General features: G+C 53.7%; 21 protein-coding genes and 1 other RNA gene. 3 read left to right on the top strand and 19 right to left on the bottom strand.

Translation table 11 applies throughout. The annotated features are described in order from the left end of the window. Positions 1-21 precede the first annotated feature (21 nt). Both argJ and secA read right to left on the bottom strand, forming a co-directional pair. The gene (gene argJ / locus ACU6TU_RS06185) at positions 22-1251 is read right to left on the bottom strand and encodes a bifunctional glutamate N-acetyltransferase/amino-acid acetyltransferase ArgJ (protein WP_447143688.1); all 1230 of its coding nucleotides are present in this window, start codon (positions 1249-1251) and stop codon (positions 22-24) included. A gap of 37 nt (positions 1252-1288) precedes the next feature. Further along, entirely contained in the window at positions 1289-4033 is a 2745-nt protein-coding gene (gene secA, locus ACU6TU_RS06180) for a preprotein translocase subunit SecA (protein ID WP_447143687.1), read from the bottom strand. A gap of 532 nt (positions 4034-4565) precedes the next feature. On the opposite strand from secA, the gene ACU6TU_RS06175 reads away from it, so the two are divergent. Then, positions 4566-5024, top strand: coding sequence for a DUF721 domain-containing protein (locus ACU6TU_RS06175; protein ID WP_447143686.1), 459 nt, complete (start codon positions 4566-4568; stop codon positions 5022-5024). A 149-nt stretch (positions 5025-5173) separates the two neighbouring features. On the opposite strand, the gene lpxC is transcribed toward ACU6TU_RS06175, so the two are convergent. The 17 genes from lpxC to rsmI all read right to left on the bottom strand — a co-directional run bounded on the left by lpxC (position 5174) and on the right by rsmI (position 24394). After that, positions 5174-6085: a UDP-3-O-acyl-N-acetylglucosamine deacetylase gene (lpxC, locus tag ACU6TU_RS06170; RefSeq protein ID WP_447143685.1), complete on the bottom strand. Its 912-nt coding sequence runs from the start codon at positions 6083-6085 to the stop codon at positions 5174-5176. Between the two features lie 205 nt (positions 6086-6290). Then, the gene (gene ftsZ / locus ACU6TU_RS06165; protein WP_447143684.1) at positions 6291-7469 is read right to left on the bottom strand and encodes a cell division protein FtsZ; all 1179 of its coding nucleotides are present in this window, start codon (positions 7467-7469) and stop codon (positions 6291-6293) included. Positions 7470-7503: 34 nt separating this feature from the next. Then, complete coding sequence (gene ftsA / locus ACU6TU_RS06160) at positions 7504-8790, bottom strand: cell division protein FtsA (RefSeq protein ID WP_447143683.1); 1287 nt, start codon at positions 8788-8790, stop codon at positions 7504-7506. A gap of 470 nt (positions 8791-9260) precedes the next feature. Continuing rightward, positions 9261-9974, bottom strand: coding sequence for a cell division protein FtsQ/DivIB (locus ACU6TU_RS06155; protein ID WP_447143682.1), 714 nt, complete (start codon positions 9972-9974; stop codon positions 9261-9263). Continuing rightward, complete coding sequence (locus ACU6TU_RS06150; RefSeq protein ID WP_447143681.1) at positions 9961-10905, bottom strand: D-alanine--D-alanine ligase; 945 nt, start codon at positions 10903-10905, stop codon at positions 9961-9963. The genes ACU6TU_RS06155 and ACU6TU_RS06150 overlap by 14 nt, the downstream gene beginning before the upstream one ends. Beyond that, positions 10902-12314: a UDP-N-acetylmuramate--L-alanine ligase gene (gene murC, locus ACU6TU_RS06145; RefSeq protein ID WP_447144195.1), complete on the bottom strand. Its 1413-nt coding sequence runs from the start codon at positions 12312-12314 to the stop codon at positions 10902-10904. The genes ACU6TU_RS06150 and murC overlap by 4 nt, the downstream gene beginning before the upstream one ends. Before the next feature lie 49 nt (positions 12315-12363). Continuing rightward, positions 12364-13458 carry an undecaprenyldiphospho-muramoylpentapeptide beta-N-acetylglucosaminyltransferase gene (murG, locus tag ACU6TU_RS06140; RefSeq protein ID WP_447143680.1) on the bottom strand — a complete coding sequence of 365 codons (1095 nt, stop codon included), beginning with the start codon at positions 13456-13458 and terminating at the stop codon, positions 12364-12366. Positions 13459-13485: 27 nt separating this feature from the next. After that, entirely contained in the window at positions 13486-14670 is a 1185-nt protein-coding gene (gene ftsW, locus ACU6TU_RS06135; protein ID WP_447143679.1) for a putative lipid II flippase FtsW, read from the bottom strand. Further along, positions 14667-16058: a UDP-N-acetylmuramoyl-L-alanine--D-glutamate ligase gene (murD, locus tag ACU6TU_RS06130; RefSeq protein ID WP_447143678.1), complete on the bottom strand. Its 1392-nt coding sequence runs from the start codon at positions 16056-16058 to the stop codon at positions 14667-14669. The genes ftsW and murD overlap by 4 nt, the downstream gene beginning before the upstream one ends. 9 nt (positions 16059-16067) lie before the next feature. Next, complete coding sequence (gene mraY / locus ACU6TU_RS06125) at positions 16068-17150, bottom strand: phospho-N-acetylmuramoyl-pentapeptide-transferase (protein WP_447143677.1); 1083 nt, start codon at positions 17148-17150, stop codon at positions 16068-16070. A 14-nt stretch (positions 17151-17164) separates the two neighbouring features. Next, a complete protein-coding gene (locus ACU6TU_RS06120) occupies positions 17165-18526 on the bottom strand; it encodes a UDP-N-acetylmuramoyl-tripeptide--D-alanyl-D-alanine ligase (protein WP_447144194.1) in 1362 nt (453 codons plus the stop codon). Then, positions 18526-20031, bottom strand: coding sequence for a UDP-N-acetylmuramoyl-L-alanyl-D-glutamate--2,6-diaminopimelate ligase (locus ACU6TU_RS06115; protein ID WP_447143676.1), 1506 nt, complete (start codon positions 20029-20031; stop codon positions 18526-18528). Before ACU6TU_RS06115 ends, ACU6TU_RS06120 begins: the two co-directional genes overlap by 1 nt. A gap of 12 nt (positions 20032-20043) precedes the next feature. Further along, complete coding sequence (locus tag ACU6TU_RS06110; protein ID WP_447143675.1) at positions 20044-21750, bottom strand: peptidoglycan D,D-transpeptidase FtsI family protein; 1707 nt, start codon at positions 21748-21750, stop codon at positions 20044-20046. Next, complete coding sequence (gene ftsL, locus ACU6TU_RS06105; protein ID WP_447143674.1) at positions 21747-22052, bottom strand: cell division protein FtsL; 306 nt, start codon at positions 22050-22052, stop codon at positions 21747-21749. Before ftsL ends, ACU6TU_RS06110 begins: the two co-directional genes overlap by 4 nt. 32 nt (positions 22053-22084) lie before the next feature. Then, a complete protein-coding gene (gene rsmH / locus ACU6TU_RS06100) occupies positions 22085-23041 on the bottom strand; it encodes a 16S rRNA (cytosine(1402)-N(4))-methyltransferase RsmH (protein ID WP_447143673.1) in 957 nt (318 codons plus the stop codon). A 96-nt stretch (positions 23042-23137) separates the two neighbouring features. Next, positions 23138-23489: RNase P RNA component class A (gene rnpB / locus ACU6TU_RS06095), an RNA gene on the bottom strand. A 32-nt stretch (positions 23490-23521) separates the two neighbouring features. Continuing rightward, on the bottom strand, positions 23522-24394 hold the full coding sequence (rsmI, locus tag ACU6TU_RS06090) for a 16S rRNA (cytidine(1402)-2'-O)-methyltransferase (protein ID WP_447143672.1): 873 nt from the start codon (positions 24392-24394) through the stop codon (positions 23522-23524). Between the two features lie 268 nt (positions 24395-24662). On the opposite strand from rsmI, the gene ACU6TU_RS06085 reads away from it, so the two are divergent. Together ACU6TU_RS06085 and ACU6TU_RS06080 are read left to right on the top strand one after the other, a co-directional pair. Then, complete coding sequence (locus ACU6TU_RS06085; RefSeq protein ID WP_447143671.1) at positions 24663-26168, top strand: penicillin-binding protein activator; 1506 nt, start codon at positions 24663-24665, stop codon at positions 26166-26168. Continuing rightward, the gene (locus ACU6TU_RS06080) at positions 26155-26529 is read left to right on the top strand and encodes a YraN family protein (RefSeq protein WP_447143670.1); all 375 of its coding nucleotides are present in this window, start codon (positions 26155-26157) and stop codon (positions 26527-26529) included. Before ACU6TU_RS06085 ends, ACU6TU_RS06080 begins: the two co-directional genes overlap by 14 nt. Positions 26530-26545 lie beyond the last annotated feature (16 nt).

The raw sequence follows: 26545 nt of genomic DNA, 5'->3' as shown, positions 1-26545 counted from the left end.
CTCACCTACCAGCGCTTCCGGCTAGCTGCGGTAATCTGCGTTAATCGATACATAGTCATGCGAAAGGTCTGTTGTCCAGACCGTCGCACTTTCTTTTCCGCGACCAAGATCAATCCGTATCGTGATTTCCTCGCGGGCCATCTCGGCACTTCCTGCCTCTTCGGTGTAACTCATCGCGCGGCCGCCCTTTTCAACCAGCCTGACCCCGTTAAGATCAATCACCACATGACTCACGTCAAACGCCTCAACCGGCGCCCGACCTACCGCCGCAAGAATACGCCCCCAGTTAGCATCGGAGGCATAGAGGGCGGTTTTCACCAAGGGTGAATGTGCCACTGTAAAAGCGACATCCAGCGCTTCCTGACGCGAGTGCGCACCTTCCACCTGCAAGGTGACAAACTTGGTGGCACCCTCGCCGTCGCGGATAATCGCCTGGGCAAGCTCAGTCATTACTTGCTGCAACCCATGACGGAAAACCGCAATATCTGCTTCCGAGACGATGGCGGCACTTCGCCCTGTGGCTGCCAGCATACAGGCATCATTGGTCGAGGTGTCGCTATCAATCGTAATACAGTTGAAGGAACGATCGGTTGTCTCGCGCAGTAGCTGCTCCAGCAAGGGTTGCTCAATCGCTGCATCTGTCACCACAAAGCCAAGCATGGTCGCCATATTGGGGCGAATCATCCCGGATCCTTTGGCAATACCGTTGATGGTGACCGGCTGATTGCCCACTGTCACCACGACACTCGCCCCTTTGGCTCGCGTATCGGTGGTCAGAATACCCTCACCCGCATGCGCCCATGCATCTGACTGGCCATCCCGTTCTGCATAAGCTTTTGGAATGCCGCCCAGCAGCTTCTCCATGGGCAACGGCTCACCAATCACTCCCGTTGAAAACGGCAGCACGGCTTCTGTGGGCACACCGGCAACCTCAGCGAGCGCCTGGCAGCATCGTTTGGCATCACGTAAACCGATTTCTCCGGTACCGGCATTGGCATTGCCGGTATTGATCAACCAATAACGTGGTGTTTGCTGGTGTTTTCCGCAATGGTCAAGATGCGCCTTGGCAACGTGCACCGGGGCAGCACAGAAGGCATTGAGCGTAAATACGCCTGCCACTTTAGTCGTTTCTGGCAACTCAATCACCACCAGGTCACGGCGATCGGCTTTTTTGATGCCTGCCATGGCACACCCCAGGGATACGCCTTCAAGAAGGGGCATTGCCGGAAAAGGCACATTTCCTACTGCCATGCTGTCTTTCCTCCGCCTGTCATGGGCTCAATAGTGATCAATCGAGTTTTCCGCAGCACTGTTTGTATTTCTTACCAGAACCACACGGGCAAGGGTCATTACGCCCGACCTTCGGCCCTTCACGACGCACCGGACGACCGTCAGCCCCTGGCGCCACCCCAGCAGCATCACTGCTTTCTTCATTCTCGGCATTATCAACGTCATCATGACGGCTTGCTGCCGTTGCCTGCTCTCGTGCCAGAGCGTCACGACGCTTTTGCTCCAGCGCATCGACTTCTTCCGGTTGACGTACCTGAACGTGACTCAGGATTCGGGTGACATCTGCCTTGATATTGGTCAAAAGATTCTGGAAAAGCTCAAACGATTCGCGTTTGTATTCCTGCTTGGGATTCTTTTGCGCATAACCGCGCAAGTGAATACCACGACGCAAATGATCCATGGACTGCAGGTGCTCTTTCCACCGGGTGTCCAACACCTGAAGCATAACCTGCTTTTCAAATCGCTGAATCAGCGTCTCACCGGCGGCTTCCACCTTGGCAACATAAGCCTCACGGTGCATCGTCTGCAGACGTTCACGCAGCTTTTCTTCGCTGAAACGCTGATCTTCCTTGGCCCAATCAACGACCGGCGCATCCAGGTTGAATTCTGTCTTGAGATGCGCTTCAAGCCCGGGAAGATCCCACTGCTCAGATAGGCTTTGCGGCGGCACGAACTGACTGACGGCTTCGTCCATGACTTCTTCGCGGATCCCCGCGACAGCATCGGAGACTTCCTCAGCGGCCAGAATTTCGTTGCGCTGTTCATAAATAACGCGGCGCTGGTCATTGGCGACATCGTCATACTCAAGCAGCTGCTTGCGGATATCAAAGTTGCGCCCTTCGACCTTCTTCTGAGCCCGCTCGACCGCATTGGAGACCATTTTATGCTCAATGGCTTCACCATGCTCAAGCCCGAGCGCCTGCATCAGACGCTTGACACGGTCAGACCCGAACAGACGCATCAGGCTGTCTTCCAGAGACAGGAAGAAGCGCGTAGAGCCTGGGTCGCCCTGCCGGCCAGCACGCCCGCGCAGCTGGTTATCAATGCGGCGTGATTCGTGACGTTCAGAACCGACAACGTGCAAACCACCGGCATCCAGCACCGCATCATGGCGTTTTTGCCACTCCGCCTTCAGCGCATCAACCTGGTCCTGAGTGGGGTTCTCAAGCTTGGCCGCTTCAGCTTCCCAGTTACCCCCCAGCATGATATCGGTACCACGACCGGCCATGTTGGTGGCAATCGTAATCGCCCCGGGTCGACCGGCCTGGGAAATGATTTCAGCTTCGCTCTGGTGTTGCTTGGCGTTGAGCACATTGAAATCCAGCTTCGCTTCACGCATCAAGCCGGCAAGGTATTCCGAGGTTTCAATGGAGGCAGTACCCACCAACACCGGGCGCCCTGCTTCGGTTTCTGCTTTGACATCCTTGATAATGGCTTCATATTTCTCTTCTGCGCTCAGAAAAACCAAGTCATTCTGGTCTTTACGCACCAGTGGACGGTTGGTAGGAATCACCACCACATCCAGGCCGTAAATCTGACGGAATTCAAACGCTTCAGTATCCGCCGTCCCTGTCATCCCTGCCAGCTTTTCGTAAAGACGGAAATAGTTCTGGAAGGTTGTTGAGGCCAATGTCTGGCTTTCACGCTGAACGGTCACGCCTTCTTTTGCTTCAACCGCCTGGTGAAGACCTTCTGACCAGCGACGACCAGGCATGGAGCGCCCCGTGTGCTCATCAACAATGACCACCTGGCCTTCACTCAAGATGTAGTCCACATCACGGTGGTAGAGGTGCCTGGCCCTTAGCGCAGAATGCATGTGCTGAAGCAGATTGAGGTTCTGAGCCGCATATAGAGACTCATCTTCGCCTAACAGCCCCTCCGAGCGCATCAACTCTTCAACCTTGTTGTGGCCCTGCTCAGTGAGTTCCACCTGTTTCTGCTTTTCGTCCAACAGGAAGTCGCCTGTTACGGGGGCGTCTTCGTCTTCACTTTCCTCACCGGCTTCAAGCGCTTGAGCCAGGAGGTTAACTACGCCATAAAGGTCAGTGTTTTCATCAACCGCACCGGAAATAATCAGCGGTGTCCGCGCCTCATCAATCAGGATCGAATCGACTTCATCCACAATCGCGTAATGCAACCCGCGCTGGACTTTATCGTCGAGGGAAAAAGCCATGTTATCGCGCAGATAATCAAAGCCAAATTCGTTATTGGTACCGTAGGTGATATCACACTGGTAGGCATGGCGTTTTTCTGCACTGGTCTGGCCAGAAAAAATCACCCCAACCGAGAGGCCCAGATATTCATACAGCGGACGCATCCATTCTGCGTCACGGCGGGCCAGATAATCGTTGACCGTCACCACATGCACGCCCTTGGCAGGCAACGCATTGAGATAAACCGCCAGAGTAGCTACCAGTGTTTTACCTTCACCGGTTTTCATTTCAGCAATCCGGCCGCGGTGCAGCGTCATGCCACCGACCATCTGTACATCGAAGTGACGCATTCCCATTACGCGTTTACTGGATTCACGCACCATCGCAAACGCCGCGGGAAGCAAGCTGTCCAACGGCTCACCATCGTTCAGGCGCTGACGCAACTGCGCTGTTCTCTCCTGCAGATCGGCATCGCTCAGACCATCAAGCTCGGCTTCCAATGCGTTGATATGGTGAACGCTTTTATGCATGCGTTTTACTTCACGGTCGTTTTTTGAACCGACGACTTTGCGCAATAAGTTGTTAATCATGAACAGTCCAATTGGCTTAACTTAGCTCAAGGAGCCTAATAAAAATGAGGTTACCAGGATTGATTTTTCACACATTCATGCATGGTGGGCCACGCCGCGTGAAAACATCTTGAGCAGCCACTAGCGACAAAACCTGCGCGCCAGACCAAAAAACGCACGATTGCAGAGTGGAGCGAACAGGCTGAGTATTGCCCAACCAACGCTGATAAGCCCTCTTTGCCCAGGCAATATGTCGCGACCGTGCCCGTAGCACTGCAGGCATAAAAAAGGCAACGTAAGCACTACGCTCACTATTACGAACAACGTCAACCGGATACAGGGTGGCAGGTAAGAGACAACCTACAATAAAGCCAGCCAACCACCAACGCGCGACCCCGTGACGACGCAAACGTCGCACAGGCAAGGGTCGGGGTGATGGCAATAAAGACATGCTGTGGCTAAACTCCTGAGCGTGTTAGGCTTTACCGATTAACAGTAGAATAATTTCATCTCCCCTAACGCCCACTTGCGGGTTCGCTGAAGAGCTAAGCGCATGAGTATAAAGGTTAAGCGTTCTCGAGCACAGCCCATCGGAAAACTCCTGGAGCAACGCAGCGGTGCCAGCCTGCTAATTCGCCAGTCACGATTAATTGATCAGGCGCAACACCACCTTAGAGCCCACCTGCCTGAAGAGATGCGCACCCATGTGTTTGTTGGTGGTTTTCGGGAAGGCAAACTGACCATTATCAGCAGTCAGGCCAGCTGGGTGACATGGCTGCGTTTCGAACAGCAGCGCCTACTGACACTTCTTCACCAGCTTCCCGGATTTGAAAGCGTGACAGCACTGACTTTCAAGGTACGTCCTGTGAATCCAGTAAAGGTTCCTGAACGCAACACCCGCGAACTCTCCTATGAAGCAGCCAACACATTGAAGGCTTGTGCGGAAGAAACGGATGACCCGGCTCTCAAACGTGCATTAAGCCGACTGGCATCGCATACCAGAAAACGCTAAAAGCACCGCCGTAGCGATGCTTTTGTCCAAAATACTCGTACCTAAACTAAAATACGTGTATCTATAATACGTTCAATTATCAGGCGTATAAAGGCCAGAGACTTGGGAACCAGGCTTTTAAAAAAGTAGCATGGCGGTTTAAGCTTGCGTTATGCCATCGCCGGGGCTGAATAAGAAATCGGTGCCACAGACGACGCTTCTTCAAAGGTGATAATCTCGTAGGCATCCGGCTGAGCCAGCAGCTCTCGGCACAGGCGGTTATTCAGGGCATGCCCTGATTTCACTCCGCGAAACTCACCGATCAGGCTATATCCCAGTTGATACAGATCGCCAATGGCATCCAGCACTTTATGCTTGACGAACTCATCGTCGTAACGCAAACCACCTTCATTAACAATCCGGTAGTCGTCTACCACAATGGCATTATCGAGGCTTCCACCAAGCGCCAGATTATTCGAACGCAAAAATTCGATATCACGCATAAAGCCAAAGGTCCGCGCCCGTGATACCTCTTTTACGAAGGAAGTGGTAGAAAAATCGATGCGCGCTGTCTGGTTTTGCTGTTCAAACACAGGATGATCAAAGTCGATGGAAAACGACACCTTAAACCCCTGATGAGGGAGAAAGTGCGCTTCTTTACCTTCTTCAATAACAGAAATCGGTCGCTTGATGCGAATAAACTTCTTCGCCGCAGACTGCTCCATAATGCCTGCAGACTGAATCAGAAAGACAAAAGGGCTCGCGCTGCCGTCCATAATCGGCACTTCTGGCGCATTAACATCCACATAGGCGTTGTCGATACCTAACCCAGCCAGTGCCGACATCAGATGCTCAACCGTTGCCACCTTCACACCATTACAGGAAAGTGCCGTACACAGCGTCGTATCTTCCACCAGGTCAGCGCGGGCAGAAACTTCAACAACAGGGTCAAGATCGGTTCTGACAAACACAATACCCGTGTTAACGGGAGCAGGACGCAGCGCCATATTGACTTTTTTACCAGAGTGTAACCCCACTCCAGTAGCACGAATGACGTTTTGCAGGGTGCGTTGTTTGATCATGGGCAGTAGTCATACTCTGGTAATGAAAGGTATTGGATAATGAACGACATTGCTCGGACAATAGTTATCGAACAGTGTTCATGTTAGCAGCAAACAAACGTTTCAACCAATAGAAACTCTTGCTTGCTGCCTCCGCATAATCTGTTGAACAAGCTTCTTTCTCCCAGGTAAACCCGATTGCTGGCATACCTGGGTCAAGAAGTCATCAGTCAGCTTGACGCCTCAGAAAAGCGGGAATATCCAAATAATCATCGGCTTCTGGTGAACGGCGTTTTTCTGAACGTGGCTTCGCCGCCACTTCCGGTGCTTCGGCTCTGGCCGCCTGCTGCTGACGCATGACGGTGGGTTGCTGCAGTTTACGATAATCCGACGCGTCAGCGGCTGTCCGCCGTACCGGTTCGCGAGCAGGTGTCACTTTCGCCTTGCTATTATCCAGCCCAGCCGCTACCACCGTGACTCTCAGCTCATCGGTCATTTCCATATCAATAGACGTACCGACCACGATCGTCGCTTCCTGAGAAGCAAATTCCTGAACCGTTGCACCTACATCATTGAACTCACCAATAGAAAGATCAGGACCGGCGGTAATATTGACCAGGATGCCCCGTGCACCGTGCAGATCAATATCTTCAAGTAACGGGCTGCGAATGGCTTTTTCAGCCGCTTCTCTGGCACGATTCTCACCCGTCGCGCCACCCGTACCCATCATCGCCATGCCCATTTCAGACATCACAGTGCGTACGTCAGCAAAGTCAACGTTAATAATGCCTGGGCTAGTGATAAGCTCAGCAATCCCCTGAACAGCCCCCAGAAGCACATCGTTGGCAGCACTGAAAGCCGTCAGCAGAGTGGCGTTTTTGCCTAGAACGGAGAGCAGTTTTTCGTTAGGAATGGTAATCAGCGAATCAACGTGCTCGGAGAGCTCTTTCATGCCCTCTTCCGCAGCTCGCATTCGCTTAGGTCCTTCAAACGGAAACGGGCGGGTCACGACAGCAACCGTCAGAATCCCCAACTCTTTAGCGACCTGGGCGACGACAGGTGCACCTCCAGTGCCTGTCCCGCCTCCCATGCCGGCAGTGATGAACACCATGTCAGCACCGTCGAGCAGCTCAGCAATGCGCTCACGGTCTTCCATGGCGGCCTGGCGCCCTACGTCTGGATTGGCGCCCGCCCCTAAGCCCTTGGTGATTTCACTGCCTAACTGCAAGACAGTTTTAGCGGAGACGCGTTTCAGTGCCTGAGCGTCCGTATTGGCGCAAATGAATTCGACGCCTTCAATGCTGCTTTCCACCATGTGGTTTACTGCATTGCCGCCGCCGCCGCCAACACCAACAACTTTTATAACCGCACTGCTCGAGGGTGCGCTATCTACCAATTCGAACATAAGCCCCGTCTCCTGAACCGTATTTACGGTCCTGTCAGAAATTTCCTTTAAACCAGCCCTTGAATTTTGTCAACGGCGAGACATCAATCTTCAGCTCATGCCGCGCACCTTCCTGGCGCCGCACGCTCGGGATGCCCCCGCTTGCGCCTTCATGGCGTTGACCATGACGCGCCTGTTGCAAAGCATAGTGCAACAGGCCAACGCCCGTTGCATAAATCGGGTTGCGCACAACATCAGATAACCCTTTCACGTTCTGCGGAGAAGCAATTCTTACCGGCATATGAAAAATCTCTTCGGCAAGCTCGCTAACCCCTTCCATACGTGAAGTGCCGCCTGTCAGCACAATGCCGGCGGCAACCATATCTTCATAACCACTGCGGCGAAGCTCATCGCGCACAAGTGTAAATAGCTCTTCATAGCGCGGCTCAACCACTTCTGCAAGTGACTGGCGAGAAAGATCACGCGCCGGACGATCACCAACGCTTGGCACCTTGATCATTTCGTCGCTTGACGCCAGCTGCGTCAGGGCACACGCATATTTGACCTTGATTTCTTCTGCATGTTGCGTCGGTGTCCGTAACGCCATCGCAATGTCATTCGTGACCTGATCTCCCGCGATGGGAATCACAGCGGTGTGGCGAATCGCGCCTTCTGTAAAGATGGCCATATCGGTTGTTCCCCCACCGATATCAACCATGCAAACACCCAGCTCTCTTTCGTCTTCGGTAAGCACCGACATACTTGAAGCAAGCTGCTCAAGAATAATGGCATCTACCTCAAGACCACACCGGCGCACACATTTTTCGATATTCTGGACCGCGTTGAGTGCCGCCGTCACCAGATGCACTTGAGCCTCTAACCTGACACCGGACATTCCCAGAGGTTCACGAATGCCGCCCTGATTATCAATAGCGAATTCTTGGGGCAACACATGAAGCACCCGCTGACCTTCTGAAATCGCCCTGGCACGCGCCGAATCAATCACCCGATCAATATCAGATGATGTGACTTCACGTTCTTTAATGGCGACGACGCCGTCGGAATTCATGGAGCTGATGTGGCTACCTGCCACACCAACGTACACTGAGTGAATTTCGCACCCAGCCATAAGTTCAGCTTCTTCAACCGCCCGCTGAATGGACTGAACGGTTGACTCGATATTGATCACCACCCCGCGCTTCATGCCACGTGAAGGGTGTGTGCCAATACCGACAATTTCGATACTGCCGTCGTCGGTAGGTTGGCCCACGATCGCTACTACTTTGGACGTACCTATGTCTAACCCGACCACCATATCTGATGCGTTAGGTGTACCTGCCATGAGTCGGGATATCTCCTTGGTAGCGACTGAATGAATGAACTTAACAGGCAAACGCTAAATTAACGAAAAATTGATGACTGGCTCGCTGATACCAAACATCTGAAAGCACACAGCCTTGTCGCAATATATTACCTGGCGCGTCACGTATAGAACGGTTCAATACATGACGTTACGCTTCGTTTAAATAACTTTGCCTTTTGTACGAATCTGACGTCTGTTTTTCAAGCAGCAGACATCAATTATGCAACCATAATATAAGACTAATAGCCCAATACAAGAAAACTATAGTAAAGAAACTGTTTTTTTTATATTTTTCTTATTCGATTCTTACAATACGTCCCCCTGCGTGCAATTTAAAGCGTTGACTCGCTTCTTTTCACCCGAATGCACACAAGGTGCTCATACGTATCAAATTTTATATGCGCGCAAAGACCGGCATGAGGCTTCCACAACACTTGCTTTCACAGCATTTACTCAGACAGTGCATCAAACCCTTCTTCGCCGTGCCATGAAACAGCGACACCATTTGGATAGCGCAAATCAATATAGCGTATGTCGCCTCTAAAGCGGTATAAGCCGCGCGTCCAGGATGACATCAGGCGAGCGATACGCATATCCTGCTGGCGGCGCCCCAACATTACCCACATATCGTCATTGAACTGCAGGCGCCACGCACCACGTGGTTCGAGCCTCAATTGCCTAAGTGCCAATTCAAGGTCAGCAAACTGTGGCAGTAACTGTTGATAGTAACCCAATACTTCTTCGCTACTGCCTTCAGGTCCAGCCAGATCAGGCAGCCCTTCAGGCGCTTCCATTGGCGAAAAAGCAAAAGGAACCGCCTCATCATTCAACAGATAGGTGTCGTTCCAGCGAGCAACCGGCTCTTGTTCAACCAGCTCAAACACCAACGTATTCGGCCATTCTCTAGAAATGCGTGCTTCATACAACCAGCCGATATCAAGAACACCTTCACGTAAATCGGTCAGATCGACGGATAGCCAAGTGGCATTTTTCACCAGAGGAGAGAGCTGTGTGCGAAGGTAGTCTGCATTGACATAATCCCACTCCCCCCGAATAGAAACACGTTCAATCGGCCGGTCAAGCCACAACCACAGCGCGCGCCCACCAGCGCCCAGAAGCAGGAGTAACAGGATAAACCCCACCCAGGCGCTACGCCGCTGCATGATCGTCCTGCGGATCAGCCGTTGCAAGAATTTCAAGCACTAGCGCATCAAACTCAATGCCCGCATGGGCAGCTGCCTGAGGCACAAGACTATGATCGGTCATGCCCGGTACTGTGTTGACTTCAAGCAACCAGAACTGTCCATTTGCATCGCGCATGACATCCACTCGCCCCCATCCACTACCGCCAATGGCAGCAAATGCTTGCTGGCATAGCACGGCAAGCGCTTGCTCGTCCTGCTCTGAAAGCCCGCAAGGAAGATGGTACTGCGTGGTATTGGAAATGTATTTTGCTTCGTAATCGTAAAATCCACCTGGGACTTCAACACGAATAGCGGGCAGCACCTGATCGCCAAGTAGTGCAACCGTATATTCTTCACCCACAACGAAACGCTCCGCCATCACCTGGGCATCAAAACGTGCCGCCTCATGGTAAGCCAAGACCAGCTCTTCCTGTGAATGCACAATGGTGATCCCCAGCGTGGAACCTTCGTGCACCGGCTTGACAATAAGTGGCAACCCAAGCTGTGCTACCACGCCTTGCCAATCAATATGTGCATTGAGAATGACGCTCTCAGGCGTCGGCAGCTCAAGCGCCTGCCATACGTGTTTTGTGCGCTGCTTATCCATCCCCAATGCTGACGCCAACACCCCGCTACCGGTATAACGAATATCTAGAAGCTCCAACGCTCCCTGAAGCGTTCCATCCTCGCCACCTCGGCCGTGTAAAGCGATAAACACACACTCTGGGGCTAGCTGCTCAAGACCGGTCAAACCGGAATCATACGGGTCATAGCCAACGGCCTGAACACCTTGACGCAGCAGAGCAGCCAATACGGCCTGGCCACTTTTCAGTGAGACTTCCCGCTCTGCGGATGTACCACCATAAACGACGACGACATTGCCTGTCGGTGTGTTTTGGCTATCGCTCACAATGACACCTCATCTAGCTTCAATTGTGCCTGGGCAAGCGACTGGGAAATACCACCTATATCCCCCGCTCCCTGGGTGATCAATATATCGCCGGGGCGTAATACATTGTGCAGAATACCCGGCAATTCATGCTTCCCTTCTGCAAATAACGGATCAATATCGCCACGCTGACGAATTGAGCCAGCCAGTGAACGGCCTTCCGCCCCAGGGATGACGTTTTCCCCGGCACTGTACACATCCAGCAGCACCAGGGTGTCAACCTGTGACAGAACGCGGACAAAATCTTCATAGAGGTCACGCGTACGCGTATAACGATGCGGCTGATAAAGCATCACCAGACGACGGCCCGGCCAGCCGGCTCGCACTGCCTGGATCACCATGTCGACTTCGCGTGGATGATGGCCATAATCGTCTACCAGCATGACATCACCTTTCTTTCCAGGCAGTTCGAAATGACCATGCACCTGGAAACGCCGCCCAACACCGGCAAACCCTGCCAATCCGCGAAGAATCGCCTCATCACTCACGCCGGCGTCCGTCGCTACCACAATAGCGGCCATGGCATTAAGCGCGTTGTGCTTACCCGGCATCGCCAGACGCACGGGTAAAGGTGCCGCGTCACCCGGCCGTATTGCGGTAAAGGTGACCTCGCCTTCATGCTGAGCAAAATCAGTAATACGATAATCGGCGTCCGGCGCAAAACCATAGGTCACAAACTGGCGTTTGACCTGATCAAGCAGCTCTCTGACATGACTGTCATCAAGACACAGTACTGCCAACCCGTAAAACGGCAGATTATGCAGGAATTCGATAAATGTGCTTTTCAGGCGTTCGAAATCACCGCCATAAGTGGCCATGTGATCCGCATCTATATTGGTCACAATCGAAACCATCGGCTGCAGATGCAAAAAAGAAGCATCTGATTCATCGGCTTCAGCCACCAGGTAATCGCCTTCGCCCAATCGCGCATTGGTTCCCGCACTGGTCAGCTTCCCGCCGATAACAAAGGTCGGGTCAAGCCCACCTTCCGCCAGCAACGTGGCGGCAATACTGGTTGTCGTGGTTTTACCGTGGGTGCCTGCCACGGCGATGCCATGACGAAAACGCATTAATTCCGCCAGCATTTCAGCCCGTCTGACAACCGGCACACGATGCTCATGAGCCCAGTTGATTTCGGGATTGGTGGCATCAATAGCACTCGAAACCACCACGACATCGGCACCTGCAACATGCGTTTCAGCGTGGCCAATCGCCACTGAGACGCCACACCGGCGCAAACGCTCAACTACTGGCGACACTTTCAGATCACTACCACTCACCTGATAGCCCTGATTTGCCAGCACCTCCGCGATACCGCACATCCCGGCACCGCCGATACCCACAAAATGAATTCGTTTAATACGCCGCATTCCCGGACCCGTCACACCACGGGGTACGGAAGTTTCAGATAAGGTTTCTTCAGTCACGTCCATGCTCCTTGTCAGCAAGCATCAAACAGCCTTGCATCAGCTGCTCTGTCGCCTCCAGATGCGCCGCTCGACGCGCATTTGCGGCCTTGGCTGCCAATACATCGGGGGATAACAGATCATTTAATTCTTTCACGAGTCGCTCACGGGTCAATTCAGACTGTACAACACAAATGGCGGCTGATTCGTTGACCAGCACCTGCGCATTGATACGTTGATGGTCGTCAACCGCATGTGGAAAAGGCACAAACAAAGCAGGCTTGGCAGCAGCGGCCAGCTCAGCAACCGTCAATGCACCCGAGCGACACACCACTAGATCAGCCCATTCGTAAGCGGCTGCCATATCGTCGATAAATGCGCATACGTTGGCGTTAACGTTATGGGCCACATAAATTTCCTGCGTCGCCGCCTCACGATTTTTACCTGCCTGGTGCCAGACGTTCGGACGCCTGGCGCCTTCCAGATCAGCCAGCGCCGGCGCTAGACGCTCGTTAAGCGCCACCGCCCCCAGAGAGCCGCCAACCACTAACAGTCTCAACGGCCTGCCATGCATTGCATCAGCCTGGCGTGGATGCTCGCCAAGGGCGGCGATTTCATCACGAACAGGGTTTCCGATCACCTCGGCCCGACCACCAAAGGCCTGAGGGAAGGCCGCGTAGGTTTTCTTCGCCAGATACGACAGGACACGATTGGTCAACCCCGCCACCGCATTCTGTTCGTGAATCACCAGAGGTTTGCGACACAGCCAGGCAGCAATCCCTCCCGGCCCACTCGCAAACCCGCCTAACCCCACCACAACCTGAGGGTCAAAATCACGAATAATGCGTCGCGCCTGATTGACAGCCCGAAAAATATTGATGGGCGCCTTGAGCCAACCTGCTAACCCATTACCGCGCAATCCACTGATCTCAAGCTGGTGCAGGGCAATACCTGCATCAGGCACAAGCTGGTTTTCGATACCGCGCGGGCTTCCCAGCCATTCCACGTCTACTTCCTGTTGGCGCAGCGCATTGGCAAGAGACAGGGCGGGGATGACATGCCCCCCGGTTCCACCTGCCATAATCAATACGCGTCGACGTGCCGTCATTAAAAACTACTCCTTATCATTTAGACGTTATGAAAGCTGCGGTTTACGACGGGCCAGACCGGCCAACGGCACTCGTTTAGCGCGCTGGCGTGTTTCTACGTCAACACGCAGCAAAAGGCCAATCATTACGGCAGTCACTAAAAGACTTGACCCTCCATAACTGATCAAGGGTAGCGTTAAGCCTTTTGTCGGCAACAAACCCGAACTCACCGCCATATTGATAAAGGCCTGAGCAGCAATGACAAAGGCGATACCGTAACAAACATAAGCGCCGAAAAGATGCCCCGCGAGCTCGGCGCGACGTGCTATCAACAAGGCACGCAGAATAAAAACCGTAAATAGAATGATCAGGCTGATCGCGCCAATCATGCCCATCTCTTCCGCCAGAACAGCAAAAATAAAGTCTGTATGCGCTTCAGGCAGGTAATGTAGTTTCTGAACGCTGTTTCCGAGGCCAGTGCCCGTCACATGGCCGCGTCCAAAGGCAATAAGCGCCTGCGTCAACTGGTAACCGGTGGCGAACTGATCCGCCCAGGGGTCAAGGAAACTCGTCCAGCGAGCAAGGCGGTAAGGCTCCATAATGACCAGCAACACAAAGCCAACAACGAGCACACTGCCAATCAGAAAAATCAGAATCAGCGAGGCCCCTGCCATCACCACCATGCCAATGACACAAACGGTATAGACGACGGCACCCCCAAAATCAGGTGCCAGCAGAAGAAAAAAGCCGGGAACGGCCAGGATCATCAGTGGACGAAACACGCTGAACGGCTTTTGACGAAGCTCATCAACAAAGCGTGTCATAAAAGCCGACATATAAATGATCAGGCCCAGTTTACCGAACTCGGAGACCTGGATACTGGGTAGAGGTCCGGGTAACGCAATCCAACGAGTGCTGCCGTTGACTGTCTGGCCAATCACCAATACCAGCATCAGCAAGGCGATACTGATGATCATCAGCAAACCGGCATTCTGACGCCAGACTTCCATCGGCAGACTAACGACAACCAGAGCGGCACATATAGCGATAACCAGAAAAATTCCATGCTGGCGGAGATAGTGGTAACTGTCATCCAGCAATCCAATGGAAGCAGAGCTAACCATCACCCACCCGATAGCGGCCAACGTCAGAGCCGTGATGATCAACCAGACATCACAAGGCAGATTACGTGTTGTCATTTCACCGTGTAAGCGCTTAAGCGTTTGCTTCATTGTGACCCTCCGGCCTGGGACATCTTGTCTTCAATCCATCGACAAAAAACATCACCACGATGTTGGTAATCCGTAAATTGGTCCAGGCTTGCACAAGCCGGAGACAGAAGCACACAGTCACCTGAACGGGCCAGATCGGAGGCGGCTTGCATGGCACTTGGCAAATCGTCAAAACGTTGGGTTTCAACATACCTGTTCAAAGCATCGTCAAGCAGTTTGGCATCTCTACCATACACAAGCACCTGGCGGGCATAGCGAGCCAACGGCTCGGCAAGCGGGGAAAAATCGGCACCTTTTCCGACACCACCAGCAAGCAGCACCAGCTTGCCCTGAAGCAACGGACCAATTCCCTGGATAGCCGCTAGCGTTGCCCCCACATTCGTGCCTTTTGAATCGTTGACCCAAAGGACATCATTGAAGCTGGCCACTCGCTCGCTTCGATGCCTGAGCCCTTTAAAGCGACGCAAGGCTTTCAGCATTCCTTCACGGGTCAGCCCACACAAATTGCCAATGGCTAATGCCGCTAAAGCATTCAGCAGATTATGCTCTCCGGTCATTGTCAGCTCACTCGCCTTGACCCATGGATCGCTGCCATGCATCAGAACGATATCACCATCCTGCTCAACCAGCCCCCATTCATCACCTTTGGGTGAACGGCGGATAAAGCGGCTGACGCGGGGCGGAGTGGATGTCGCTTCAGGCCAGGTCGACGCTTCATCGCCGTTAACAACGGCATTGGACGCATTAATAAAGATACGCCGTTTGGCGGCCGCATAGGCGTCCATTCCATCATGGCGATCCAGGTGGTCTTCGCTGAGGTTGAGAAAGGCACCGCACCAGGCACCCAGCGACGGTGTTGTTTCAAGCTGAAAGCTGGAAAGCTCGAGGATATAAAGATCTGCCTCTGGCGATTCAACCAGCAGGTCCAGCGCAGCCGTTCCCAGATTCCCGCCAACGGCGGCCTTAACCGCCGAAGCCTCGGCCATCTCTCCCACCAGCGTGGTCACCGTGGATTTTGCATTGGAACCTGTAATCGCAACGATCGGCGCCTTGGCCGCACGGGTAAAAAGTGTAATTTCCCCGACGATACGAGGCTCGCCCGTTTCCGGGTTATATACATCATGCAGTGGCTCAAGGCCTGGCGTACGCGGGTAAACGCCTGGGCTGAGAACCACTTCTTCTGCATCACTCAGATCAAGCGCAGTCAGTGGTCCGCAATGGACATCTACGCCTGGATAAAGACGTTGAATAGCGTCAAGACCTGGTGGCTGTTCGCGGGTATCCGCAATCACAAAAGGAACGCCTTGGCGGTCTAAATGACGGCAAATCGCCTGACCTGAAACCCCAAGCCCTACCACCAGGGTGGTTCCTTTAGGAATACGCAGCATACCGGTCTCCTAGCGGATTTTCAGGGTCGCCAGACCCAACAGCACAAGGACGACGGTAATAATCCAGAAGCGCACGATCACCCGTGGCTCAGGCCATCCTTTCAACTCATAGTGGTGATGAAGCGGCGCCATACGGAAGATGCGTCGTCCGGTCAGCTTATAGGAGCCAACCTGAAGAATGACCGACACCGTTTCCAGTACAAAGATGCCTCCCATGATAAAGAGAACAATTTCCTGGCGCACTATGACAGCGACCACCCCGAGAGCCGCACCGAGGGCCAAGGCACCGACATCTCCCATAAAAACCTGGGCAGGGTAGGTGTTGAACCACAGGAAGCCGAGACCGGCGCCAGCAATGGTGGCACAGAAAACGGCCAGCTCACCGGTACCCAGGATAAAAGGAATATGCAGATAATTAGCGAATACGCTATTGCCACTGGCATAGGCAAAAACAGACAACCCCATTGCTACCAGCACGGTGGGCATTATCGCCAACCCATCAAGCCCATCCGTCAAATTCACGGCGTTGGAACTGCCGACAATGACAAAATACGTCAGCACGATGTAGAAAACACCCAAAGGTAGAACAAATTCCTTAAACATGGGAATTAGCAGGCCGGTTTCCACTGGGGTGCTTGCTGTCCAGTAAAGGATACAGGCAGCGCCCAACCCAACAACGGATTGCCAGAAATACTTCCAACGTGCAGGCAGGCCGCGAGGATTCTTCTCGACCACCTTGCGGTAGTCATCGACCCAACCAACTGCCCCGAAACCAAGCGTAACGCCCAGCACGATCCAGACATAAAGATTGGTCAGGTCTCCCCACAACAGCGTACTGACGGCTATTGCAATTAAAATCATCGCGCCACCCATGGTCGGCGTACCGGCCTTGGAAAGGTGCGATTGCGGGCCATCGTCACGGATGGCCTGGCCTATTTGCCCTTCAACTAGGCGACGAATCACCCAGGGCCCTAGCCACAAGCAAAGTAATAGCGCCGTTAATGCGGCAAAGATGACGCGCAACGTCAGATAGTTGAACACCTGAAATGCGCTTTGAAACTGACTGAGAAAATTCGCCAAATGAAATAGCATGGGCGGCGGTTACCTTATTTTTTATCTGTACGCAGGGCAGCAACAAGCCGTTCCATGCCTGCGCTACGAGAGCCTTTGATCAACAAACTGGCATTCGGGGGCAAGTGTTCAATGAGATATGCTTGCAAAGACGCATAGTCATCAAAATGCTTGCCGTTCCCAAACGCCTGACTGGCAGCTCGCGCTGCCTCCCCCAGTGTCACTAATCTGTCTATACCTAATTTGGCTGCATAATCACCCACCTCAGTGTGCAGTGCCGTTGATTCATCACCCAATTCCCCCATGGCACCAAGCGCACACCAACGTGGGCCCGAGAAGCTCATCAGTGTATCCAGAGCTGCCTTGACCGCCCCAGGATTGGCATTATAGGAGTCATCCAATAAATGGCCACCCCGCAGGCATGGCATGACGTTCAGACGCCCAGGCAACGATTGCAGGGTACTAAGCCTGGCAACCACGTCATCTTCTGCCACGCCCAACCCCAAGGCGACCGCCGCAGAAGCCATTGCGTTCAGCACGTTATGGCGCCCAACCAGCGAAAGAGCAACCCTACCCAAGACTCGCTTTTGCCAGCAAAGTTCAAAGGTGTAACGCCCCTGGGCATCACAGACCAGTGAAGTGGCAGTGACATCAGCGTCAGTCGCAAAGCCAAAACTTATCATTCGACGCGGGGCAGCACACTGCTGCCAGAAAGCAAAGTAACGGTCATCATGATTGAGTACCGCCAACCCATCTTCCGGTAACCCTGTAAGGATTTCGCCTTTTGCCTGCGCAATCATCCCCATGCCGCCGAACTCCCCCACATGAGCACCGGTCACATTGGTAATAACCGCCACCTGCGGCTTAGCCAGCAGTGTCGTCCAGGCAATTTCACCAATATGATTGGCACCCAGCTCAACCACCGCCGCCTGATGCTGGTCATTCAACCCAAGAAGCGTCAAGGGCGCACCATAATCATTATTCAGGTTGCCGCGGGTGGCATGTACCGGGCCTAACCCCTGAAGAAGCGTTGCCGTGATTTCCTTGACCGTTGTCTTTCCGCTGTTGCCGGTAATTGCCACCAGCGGCCCACCTTGCCATTTTTCACGCCAAAAACGCGCCAGAAAACCCAGCCCCAGACGTGTATCAGCACATAGCACCTGAGGCCCTGACACGCTGTTGTCAGCCTCCGACACCAGTACCGCAGCAGCGCCCTGTTCAAACGCTTCACCTAAAAAAGCATGCCCATCAAAGCGCTCTCCTTTGAGCGCAACAAAAAGGCAACCCGGCACTATATGACGCGAGTCTGTCACCACACAACTCACCGGCTGGTCTGCCAAGTGGGCGTTGCAGCTCCCCCCTGTCGCTGAAGCGACCTCACCTAGTGTCAAAGACATCATGTACTTTCTCGCTGAGCAAAGGCTTGAAGCACTTCATCACTATCCAGGTAAGGATGGCGTACTCCCTTGATTTCCTGATACGCCTCGTGTCCTTTACCGGCCACAAGAACCACGTCGTCGGGTCCTGCGTGAGTGACGGCGTAGGCGATTGCCTTACGGCGCTCGGCAATTTCCAGGACGCGATTTCCGTCAATGGCGGCCGCGCTGAAACCTGCCAGAATCGCCTGACGAATCCCATCAGCCGATTCATGACGTGGGTTATCGTCAGTTACCACGGCGATATCCGCATACACCTCAGCCATTTTCGCCATTTCTTCGCGTTTACCGGTATCCCGGTCACCACCACAGCCAAAGACGCACCACAGTTTAGCTTGAGTGCCTAAATGAGCACGCAACGCTTCCAACGCTTTATACAAGGCATCGGGCGTATGAGCGTAGTCAACGACAACACCAGGGGTGCCAGAACGGCGATACAGCTCCATTCGCCCGGGCACTGGCTTGACTGATTTCGCGGCTTCCACTAAAGCATCAATCGACTCACCCAGTCCGTAAAGCGTCGCCATCGCAAGGAGGATATTATCAAGATTGAAGCGCCCCATTAACTGAAGATCCAGCACCTTTTCAGCCTCAGGCGTGGCAATAATCGCCTGCTGCCCTTCTGCATGAGGGTGCCACTCCAGCACCTTAAAGGTGACAGCATCATCCTGGCCGGTGGCCAGCACGCGTGCTTCACTGCGGCAACCGGAAAGCATCAGCCGGGCGAGCGGGTCGTCTCCATTGACAACCACCAATTCTAATTCCGCGCGCCGAAACAGTTTTGCTTTAGCGGCGGCATAGGCAGCCATGCTGCCATGATAATCAAGATGATCACGACTAAGATTAGTGAACACGCCAACCTTGACATCCACTGCATCCAGCCGATTCTGGTCCAGTGCATGAGAAGAGGCTTCCAAAGCAATCCGTTTAACACCCTGGCCCGCCAACGCTCCAAGTGTTTCCTGCAACGCCAGGGGGCCTGGAGTGGTCAAGCCGCTATCGACCAACACGCCACTGCGCCCAACCCCGAGCGTCCCCACAACGCCCGCTGGCGTCCCCAGTGCATCGCTTAAATTCGCTATATAATGTGTAACGGAGCTTTTACCGTTCGTTCCAGTTACCGCAATAACATCCAGCCCATCAGGCACCGCGAACAGCGCTCGACCCAGCTCACCCAAGCGTAGAGAAAGGTGCGGAAGCATGAGAACTGCCCCTTCCAGCACAACATCGCTACTTCGTGTATGACTCAGCACCAGCACAGCACCGGCTTCCAGCGCCACCTCAATGAAATCACGCCCATCCATCTGGCTACCGGGAACCGCGACAAAAACATCACCTGGTCGAACCAAGCGCGAATCCGTTATCAGGCGCACCTCATCGGGTAAGCCGGATAACACGTCCGGCAGCGCCGATGCAGGCCATACCTGCTGCAACGCCTGAACCATATCGCGAGAGCGTATTAACATACCTTCTCCTGTTTATAGCGACTCATCATCGGGCGGCACATCGAGAAGACGCAATGCGTTCCCGGTAATACTCGAAAAAACCGGCGCGGCAACAGCACCACCGTAGATATCACCGGCTTTGGGATGATCAACCATGATGACGGTCACGATTCTTGGGTCTGAAGCCGGCGCAATGCCTGCAAAAACACTGCGGTAAGCCGTTTGCGAGTAGCCAGTAGCCCCCGTCTTACGGACGGTACCTGTTTTACCGGCCACACGATAACCTTCCACACGGGCGCGCCTACCCCCAGTGTCGGCGCCTACCGATGTTTCCAGCAGCACCAGAAGTTCATCGGCCACATCGGGTGAAATCGAAGGAATTCCCTGAGGAGCTTCTGCCAATCGCAACAAGGATGGCGGCATTCTCACACCGCCGTTGGCAATGGCCGTATAAGCGCTTGCCAACTGTAAGGGTGAAACAGATAGACCATACCCATAAGACAGAGCGGCCCGTTCGCTTCTTGACCACTGCACCGGGGCGGGCAAGCTGCCACCTGATTCACCGGGAAATCCCGTTCCTGGCGCCTGCCCAAGACCCAGCTGGTTGTACTTATCCCAGATGGCGGTATCAGACATTTGTAATGCCAGCTTGGACATACCGATATTGGATGACTTGGTGAGAATGCCGGAAAAGTCGAGCTTGCCGTAATTACCGATATCACGAATGGTATATTGGTCAATACGCATCCAGCCGGGTGACGTATCAACCACCTTATCCGCTGAGAACTGTCGACTTTCCAGTATCGCCGCCATGGCCAACGGTTTCACCACCGAACCCGGTTCGAACACATCGACAATGGCCTGATTGCGCAGCCCGCGAGGATCAAGGCCTGCACGGTTATTAGGGTTATAGGACGGATAGTTCGCCATCGCCAGCACTTCACCGGTTTGCGCATCCATCATCAACGCAACGCCGCCATCGGCTTCGTTTTCTAACACTGCACTGCGTAATTCTCGATACGCCATATATTGCAGACGTTGGTCAATCGAGAGAACCAACTCACCGCCAGGCTGAGCTTCCTTGACAACGCCAAGCTCCCTGACCAGACGGCCGCGGCGATCCTTGATAATGCGCCGCTGACCAAGATGCCCGGACAGATATGGCTGATAGGCAAGCTCCAGCCCTTCCTGGCCCTGGTCGTCCACGTTGGTAACACCGATTATCTGCGCAGCCACCTCGCCGGCAGGATAGTAGCGTTTATACTCTTGCTGGGAATAAACTCCAGGGGTGCGTAGGTTAAGCACGCGCTGCGCATCATCGGGCGTCATGTGGCGGCGCAGATACATGAATTCATGCTCACTGAATCGCGCTATGCGCGCCTCGAAAGCATCCAGCTCCATGCCTAGCTCACGGGCAAGCACGATGCGCTGAATGGCATCTTCCGGTAATTCCTGAGGATTGGCCCACAAGGTGACAACCGGTGTCGAAATCGCCAACGGCTCGCCATTTCGGTCGGTAATCATTCCCCGGTGAGCGGGGATGGCTTCGTGACGAAGCGTGCGCGCGTCACCCTGGCTTTGCAAAAAAGGGCGGTCGACCACCTGCAAGAGCGCGACGCGTCCGATAAGCACACAGGCAACCAGTATTATGGCAACGACAACCAGAAAAAATCGGCCACCGCGGAGTGCCGGCACATCAGGTGCGGCACGTGAAGAGAGCTTCTTGCGCTGCTGACTCACGGCTTGATTACCTCAACATCATGCACATCGGGAATGCGCATATTCAAACGCTCTGCCGCAATGCTTTCGATTCGAACAGGTGATGACCAGGTGCTCTCTTCCAAAAGGAGCTGCCCCCATTCAGTACTAAGCTGATTCTTTTCCTGGTCCAGTCGCTGCCACTCAGCAAACTGTACTCGGGTCTGGTGGGTTGTAACGACAGCAGCCAGCCCAGTGGCCAGGCAAGCCAGGAAAAGCAACACGATCAGGACAGGCCAGACACCCAAACGCAATCGAAACGGCCATTCAGCGCGCATCGACATAATCCATTGCCTAAAGCCAACGTTCTCCATGTTTATGCTCGTTTTCTGGCGACTCGCATCACAGCACTGCGGGCGCGTGGGTTTTCTGCGACTTCTTCCGGGCTAGACCGTTGACTCTTACCAACAGCTTCCAGACGGCGATTGAGCTGATCATCACGAATGGGCACACCACGGGGTATGTGCGTATCCCCTCGGACATGGTGGCGAATAAAGCGTTTGACGCGTCTATCTTCCAACGAATGAAAGCTGATCACGACGAGGTGTCCGCCAGGCGCCAGGGCTTCGAGAGATTCTTCCAGCGCCGCATCCAGCTGTTCAAGCTCACCGTTGATAAAAATCCGCAGACCCTGGAAAGCCTTGGTGGCGGGATGACGCCCTTTCTCCCAGGCAGGATGAGCCGTCTTCAAAACCTCCGCCAAATCCAGCGTATGGGTAAAAGGCTCGATTGAACGACGAGTTACAACAGCACGGGCAAGTCGCTTGGCGAATCGTTCTTCCCCGTAGGTTTTGAAAACCCGAGCAATTTCCGCTTCGCTGGCACGTGCCAGAAATCCTGCGGCACTTTCTCCCTGACTGGGGTCCATGCGCATATCCAAAGGGCCATCTCGCATAAAACTGAAACCACGCGAGGGGTCATCTAGCTGCGGCGATGAAACGCCAATATCCAGCAGAATGCCAGAAAGCTGGCCGTGAACCCCCTGCTCTCTGGCCACCTCACCTAAACGGGCAAAATCTCGCTGAATCAGAGTAAACCGAGCATCCGATATTGCCTGACCTGCCGCAATTGCCTGAGGGTCACGATCTAACGCCATAAGGCGTCCTGTTTGGCTCAAACGTTCCAGAATCAAACGTGAATGCCCTCCACGACCAAAGGTGCCATCCAGATAAACGCCATTAGCATTCTGCACTAAAGCATCAACGGCACCATGTAACAGAACACTGTGATGGCGAAACGAATCAGCGGCACTTGGCGCTTCGGATGATGACATCTAACTCTCACGTATAAAGTGGACACGATACCAGCCAACAGGAACAGGCGTTACGCGTGCAAACATTGTTTACATAATAATATGTATCGATAAAAGAGGGGGAGTCGGCCGATAAGCCGGGTTCTGTCTAAGACAGCCATTCCTCTAGGCACTGCGTCACCACAGCGCTCAAGCAACCTACCCGGACCCAGCGCGGGCCACGCCATTGGGTCCCTATTTGGTCTTGCTCCGAGTGGGGTTTACCTTGCCACGCACTGTTGCCAGGCGCGCGGTGCGCTCTTACCGCACCCTTTCACCCTTACCTGCCTCGAAAGGCATAGGCGGTCTACTCTCTGCTGCACTTTCCGTCGGCTCACGCCGCCCAGGCGTTACCTGGCACTCTGCCCTATGGAGCCCGGACTTTCCTCCCCTGTGCGCAAGGCACAGCGGCGACTGTCTGGCCAACTCCGGAAGCAAGCATACCAGCGCCCCCTTCCTGCCTCAATCATCGCTTTTCATTGCTTGCAATTTTGCGTACCAGTTTTGCTTGCGCCCACCGAGCAAACGCGCCGCAACAGCCGCCCCCTGCTTGACACCAACGCCTTCATTCAGCAATGCATCCAGCAGCGCATCTGAGGAAAACGCCAGCGCTGTCTGCGGCTCACTTTCCGGCGCACCTTCAATCATGATGACAAATTCACCTCGAGCCTGATTGGGGTCATCTTGCATTTCAGCCAACAACGCCCTTGCCGAGCCCGACAAGAAAGTTTCAAACGTTTTGGTCAATTCCCGAGCGAGTACCACCGGCCTGTCTTCAAGCACCTGCGCAATCGCAGTCAGCGTATGCACGATACGGTGCGGAGATTCATAAAATACCAGTGTTTCTTCTCGCCCCTTGATGTCCTCCAGCGCTTTGAGGCGCGCTTTTGGCTTGGCCGGGAGGAAACCAGCAAAGGTAAAGCGATCTGTGGCAACACCGGCAGCACTAAGGGCAGCAATCAATGCCGACGCACCGGGAACAGGCACTATAGTGCGCCCTCTGTCACGCAATTCACGCACAACGACATACCCCGGGTCGCTGATTAACGGCGTACCGGCATCACTGACTAACGCAATACTCTGCCCTGCCTGCAAACAGGCATCCAGCTGATCAACACGCTGTTTTTCATTGTGATCATGCAAAGAAAGCATCGGAACATTGACGCCCAGATGCGTTAATAACCGACTCGTGTGACGCGTGTCTTCTGCAGCAACCAGTGAAACACTCCCTAGTATCCTGGCGGCTCGCAAAGAAAGATCTTCCAAATTCCCAATTGGTGTTGCAACCACGTACAATGCACCTTGAGATGCTAGGTTCAGCTTCGCGTTTGTCATCATCACTCCTGACCAGACTTAAGTAACGGCATAATGACGTTAAAAACGGATTTGTTGGTGGCAGCATGTGATGCATGGGATATGCATCATGTTAATACCTTGCGTCGCAGCTTATTCTGTACCAATAGTTATGTACGATATTTTTACGAGCTAGGCTTTTACGAGCCAGCTTTTACGAACCACGCGCTTACGTGCGATGTGTTTATGAACAATATCTTTACGCACAACCAGCGAAGCGGCAGCGCTATTGAACACTAAGGAAGGATACATGAAACCGTTATATCGTGGCTTACTTACTATTTTGCTGACGGCACTTTTGCTGGCGGGCTGTGCTGGCCAACAGCAATCGCCCAGCGTCGTTGATCGCACACCACCGAATGCTGAGTACCTACTCAGCCAAGCAGAACAACAAGTGCCGGAACAGGCCGTGAGAACTCGCCTTGAAGCCGCTTTTATCTTCGCTCGACAGGGCCAACAGACCTTAGCCTTCGAAACCGCTGGTGGCATTGATGAAATGCTGCTTCCAATGCAGGACCGGATTCGCTGGGCGCTGCTCTATTCGGAAATGGCACAGGCGGCCAACCGGCCTGATGAAGTGCTTCGCGCAACCGCTATTCTGGACGCTGAACCCGGCATGCCAGCGGAGCAACTTCAAACGTTACAGGAGCGCAAGCGCTGGGCGCTTGGCTCATCCAATCAGTTCAACGCTGAACGCTTTGGCTTGTCGGACATCGGCAATGTACAGCATATTGGCGTTTTTCTACCCAAGTCAGGCGCGCTTGGCAACATTGCCACCACCATCAGTGACGCCATCCAAACCCATCACAATCTTCAGGGTAACGCCATTCAGCTGAGCTTTTTCGATACCAGCAGCTCATCCATGAACGCTCTCTACACTCAAGCCCGCCAACAGGGAGTAGAGTTTGTCATCGGTCCGTTAAGCAAGCAGGAAGTGACCGCAATGGAAGTCCAGGAAAGCGTTCCTCTCCCCACCCTTGCACTGAATTACGGCGAAAGTGAACGCAACCAGGCACAACAGCTACTTCAATTTGGCCTGTCAGCAGAAGATGAAGCACGTCAGGTTGCCAAGCGTGCCTGGGCGGATGGGCACCGCAAGATGGCGGTAATGGTACCTGATAACGACTGGGGACGTCGCGTCGGCGAAGCCTTCTGGAATTCATGGAGCGATGCAGGCGGTGAAGTTACCAATGCCATCAGTTATGCACCCGCCGACCCCGTATCAAACGCTATAAAGTCAGCCCTCAATGTCCGTGGTGATCGCGCGCAACTCGACGGCATTGATGCGCTTTTTCTATTAGCCCTACCCGAGTATGCACGTCAGGTTCCGCCAACGCTTGATTACTACTATGCGACCGAGCTTCCTGTGTATGCCACCTCCCACCTTCATGAGGGCCTGCTTCAGCCACGTCTTAATCAGGATCTGGACGACGTGATGTTTGTCGATATTCCATGGCAAATTCCGGATGCTGCGGTGGGCGGTGAAGAAGTCCTCCCCCACTATGACTCGTATCGCACACTGAGGGATGAGGGCGATAAGTCCATGTTTCGTTTAATGGCGATGGGCGTCGATGCCTATGAAATTGCTTCAGGCATCAGCCACTTTATTGAAAGCGGGCGAATTGCAGGTGCGACTGGCGAATTGAGTCTGAATAGCGATGGTCGGATTTATCGCGAGTTGCCATGGGCAAAGTTCCAGAACGGAATTCCAAGCCCGATTCTCGTACCAGACTTCCCGATTGATGACGAGTCGTAATCCCCAAACAGCACGGGCGCGAGGCGCTGCCATTGAGCAGCGCGCAGCAAACTGGTTACAGCAAGAGGGGCTTATTCTTCTCGGACGTAACCAGTTTGCCAAAGGTGGAGAGATTGACCTCGTGATGATGGATGGAGACACACTCGTCTTCGTCGAAGTAAAACATCGCGAAAGCACTCGCTATGGACACCCACTGGAAACGGTAACAAGTGTAAAAAAGCGCCGCCTGATACATGCCGCGAGTATCTACCTGGCGCGTCATGCGCTGTCCTGCCCCTGCCGATTTGATATCCTTGCCGCAACAGGTACGCCGCCCGATCTATCCTTTGAATGGGTCAAAGCTGCCTTTGACGCCTTTTGAAGCCAAAAACAGGAAG

This window comes from Halomonas sp. LS-001, from assembly GCF_052983955.1.
This window is presented reverse-complemented; position numbering and strand designations above follow the sequence as displayed.

Coding starts and splice junctions, on each gene's coding strand:
- murD (WP_447143678.1), bottom strand. CDS start 16,058: ATGCTGCGTATTCCTAAAGGAACCACCCTGGTGGTAGGGCTTGGGGTT.
- ACU6TU_RS06085 (WP_447143671.1), top strand. CDS start 24,663: ATGAAACCGTTATATCGTGGCTTACTTACTATTTTGCTGACGGCACTT.
- murC (WP_447144195.1), bottom strand. CDS start 12,314: ATGCGGCGTATTAAACGAATTCATTTTGTGGGTATCGGCGGTGCCGGG.
- murG (WP_447143680.1), bottom strand. CDS start 13,458: ATGACGGCACGTCGACGCGTATTGATTATGGCAGGTGGAACCGGGGGG.
- ACU6TU_RS06155 (WP_447143682.1), bottom strand. CDS start 9,974: ATGCAGCGGCGTAGCGCCTGGGTGGGGTTTATCCTGTTACTCCTGCTT.
- lpxC (WP_447143685.1), bottom strand. CDS start 6,085: ATGATCAAACAACGCACCCTGCAAAACGTCATTCGTGCTACTGGAGTG.
- ftsL (WP_447143674.1), bottom strand. CDS start 22,052: ATGTCGATGCGCGCTGAATGGCCGTTTCGATTGCGTTTGGGTGTCTGG.
- secA (WP_447143687.1), bottom strand. CDS start 4,033: ATGATTAACAACTTATTGCGCAAAGTCGTCGGTTCAAAAAACGACCGT.
- ACU6TU_RS06175 (WP_447143686.1), top strand. CDS start 4,566: ATGAGTATAAAGGTTAAGCGTTCTCGAGCACAGCCCATCGGAAAACTC.
- ftsZ (WP_447143684.1), bottom strand. CDS start 7,469: ATGTTCGAATTGGTAGATAGCGCACCCTCGAGCAGTGCGGTTATAAAA.
- rsmH (WP_447143673.1), bottom strand. CDS start 23,041: ATGTCATCATCCGAAGCGCCAAGTGCCGCTGATTCGTTTCGCCATCAC.
- ACU6TU_RS06115 (WP_447143676.1), bottom strand. CDS start 20,031: ATGTTAATACGCTCTCGCGATATGGTTCAGGCGTTGCAGCAGGTATGG.
- ftsW (WP_447143679.1), bottom strand. CDS start 14,670: ATGAAGCAAACGCTTAAGCGCTTACACGGTGAAATGACAACACGTAAT.
- ACU6TU_RS06080 (WP_447143670.1), top strand. CDS start 26,155: ATGACGAGTCGTAATCCCCAAACAGCACGGGCGCGAGGCGCTGCCATT.
- ACU6TU_RS06120 (WP_447144194.1), bottom strand. CDS start 18,526: ATGTCTTTGACACTAGGTGAGGTCGCTTCAGCGACAGGGGGGAGCTGC.
- rsmI (WP_447143672.1), bottom strand. CDS start 24,394: ATGACAAACGCGAAGCTGAACCTAGCATCTCAAGGTGCATTGTACGTG.
- ftsA (WP_447143683.1), bottom strand. CDS start 8,790: ATGGCAGGTACACCTAACGCATCAGATATGGTGGTCGGGTTAGACATA.
- argJ (WP_447143688.1), bottom strand. CDS start 1,251: ATGGCAGTAGGAAATGTGCCTTTTCCGGCAATGCCCCTTCTTGAAGGC.
- mraY (WP_447143677.1), bottom strand. CDS start 17,150: ATGCTATTTCATTTGGCGAATTTTCTCAGTCAGTTTCAAAGCGCATTT.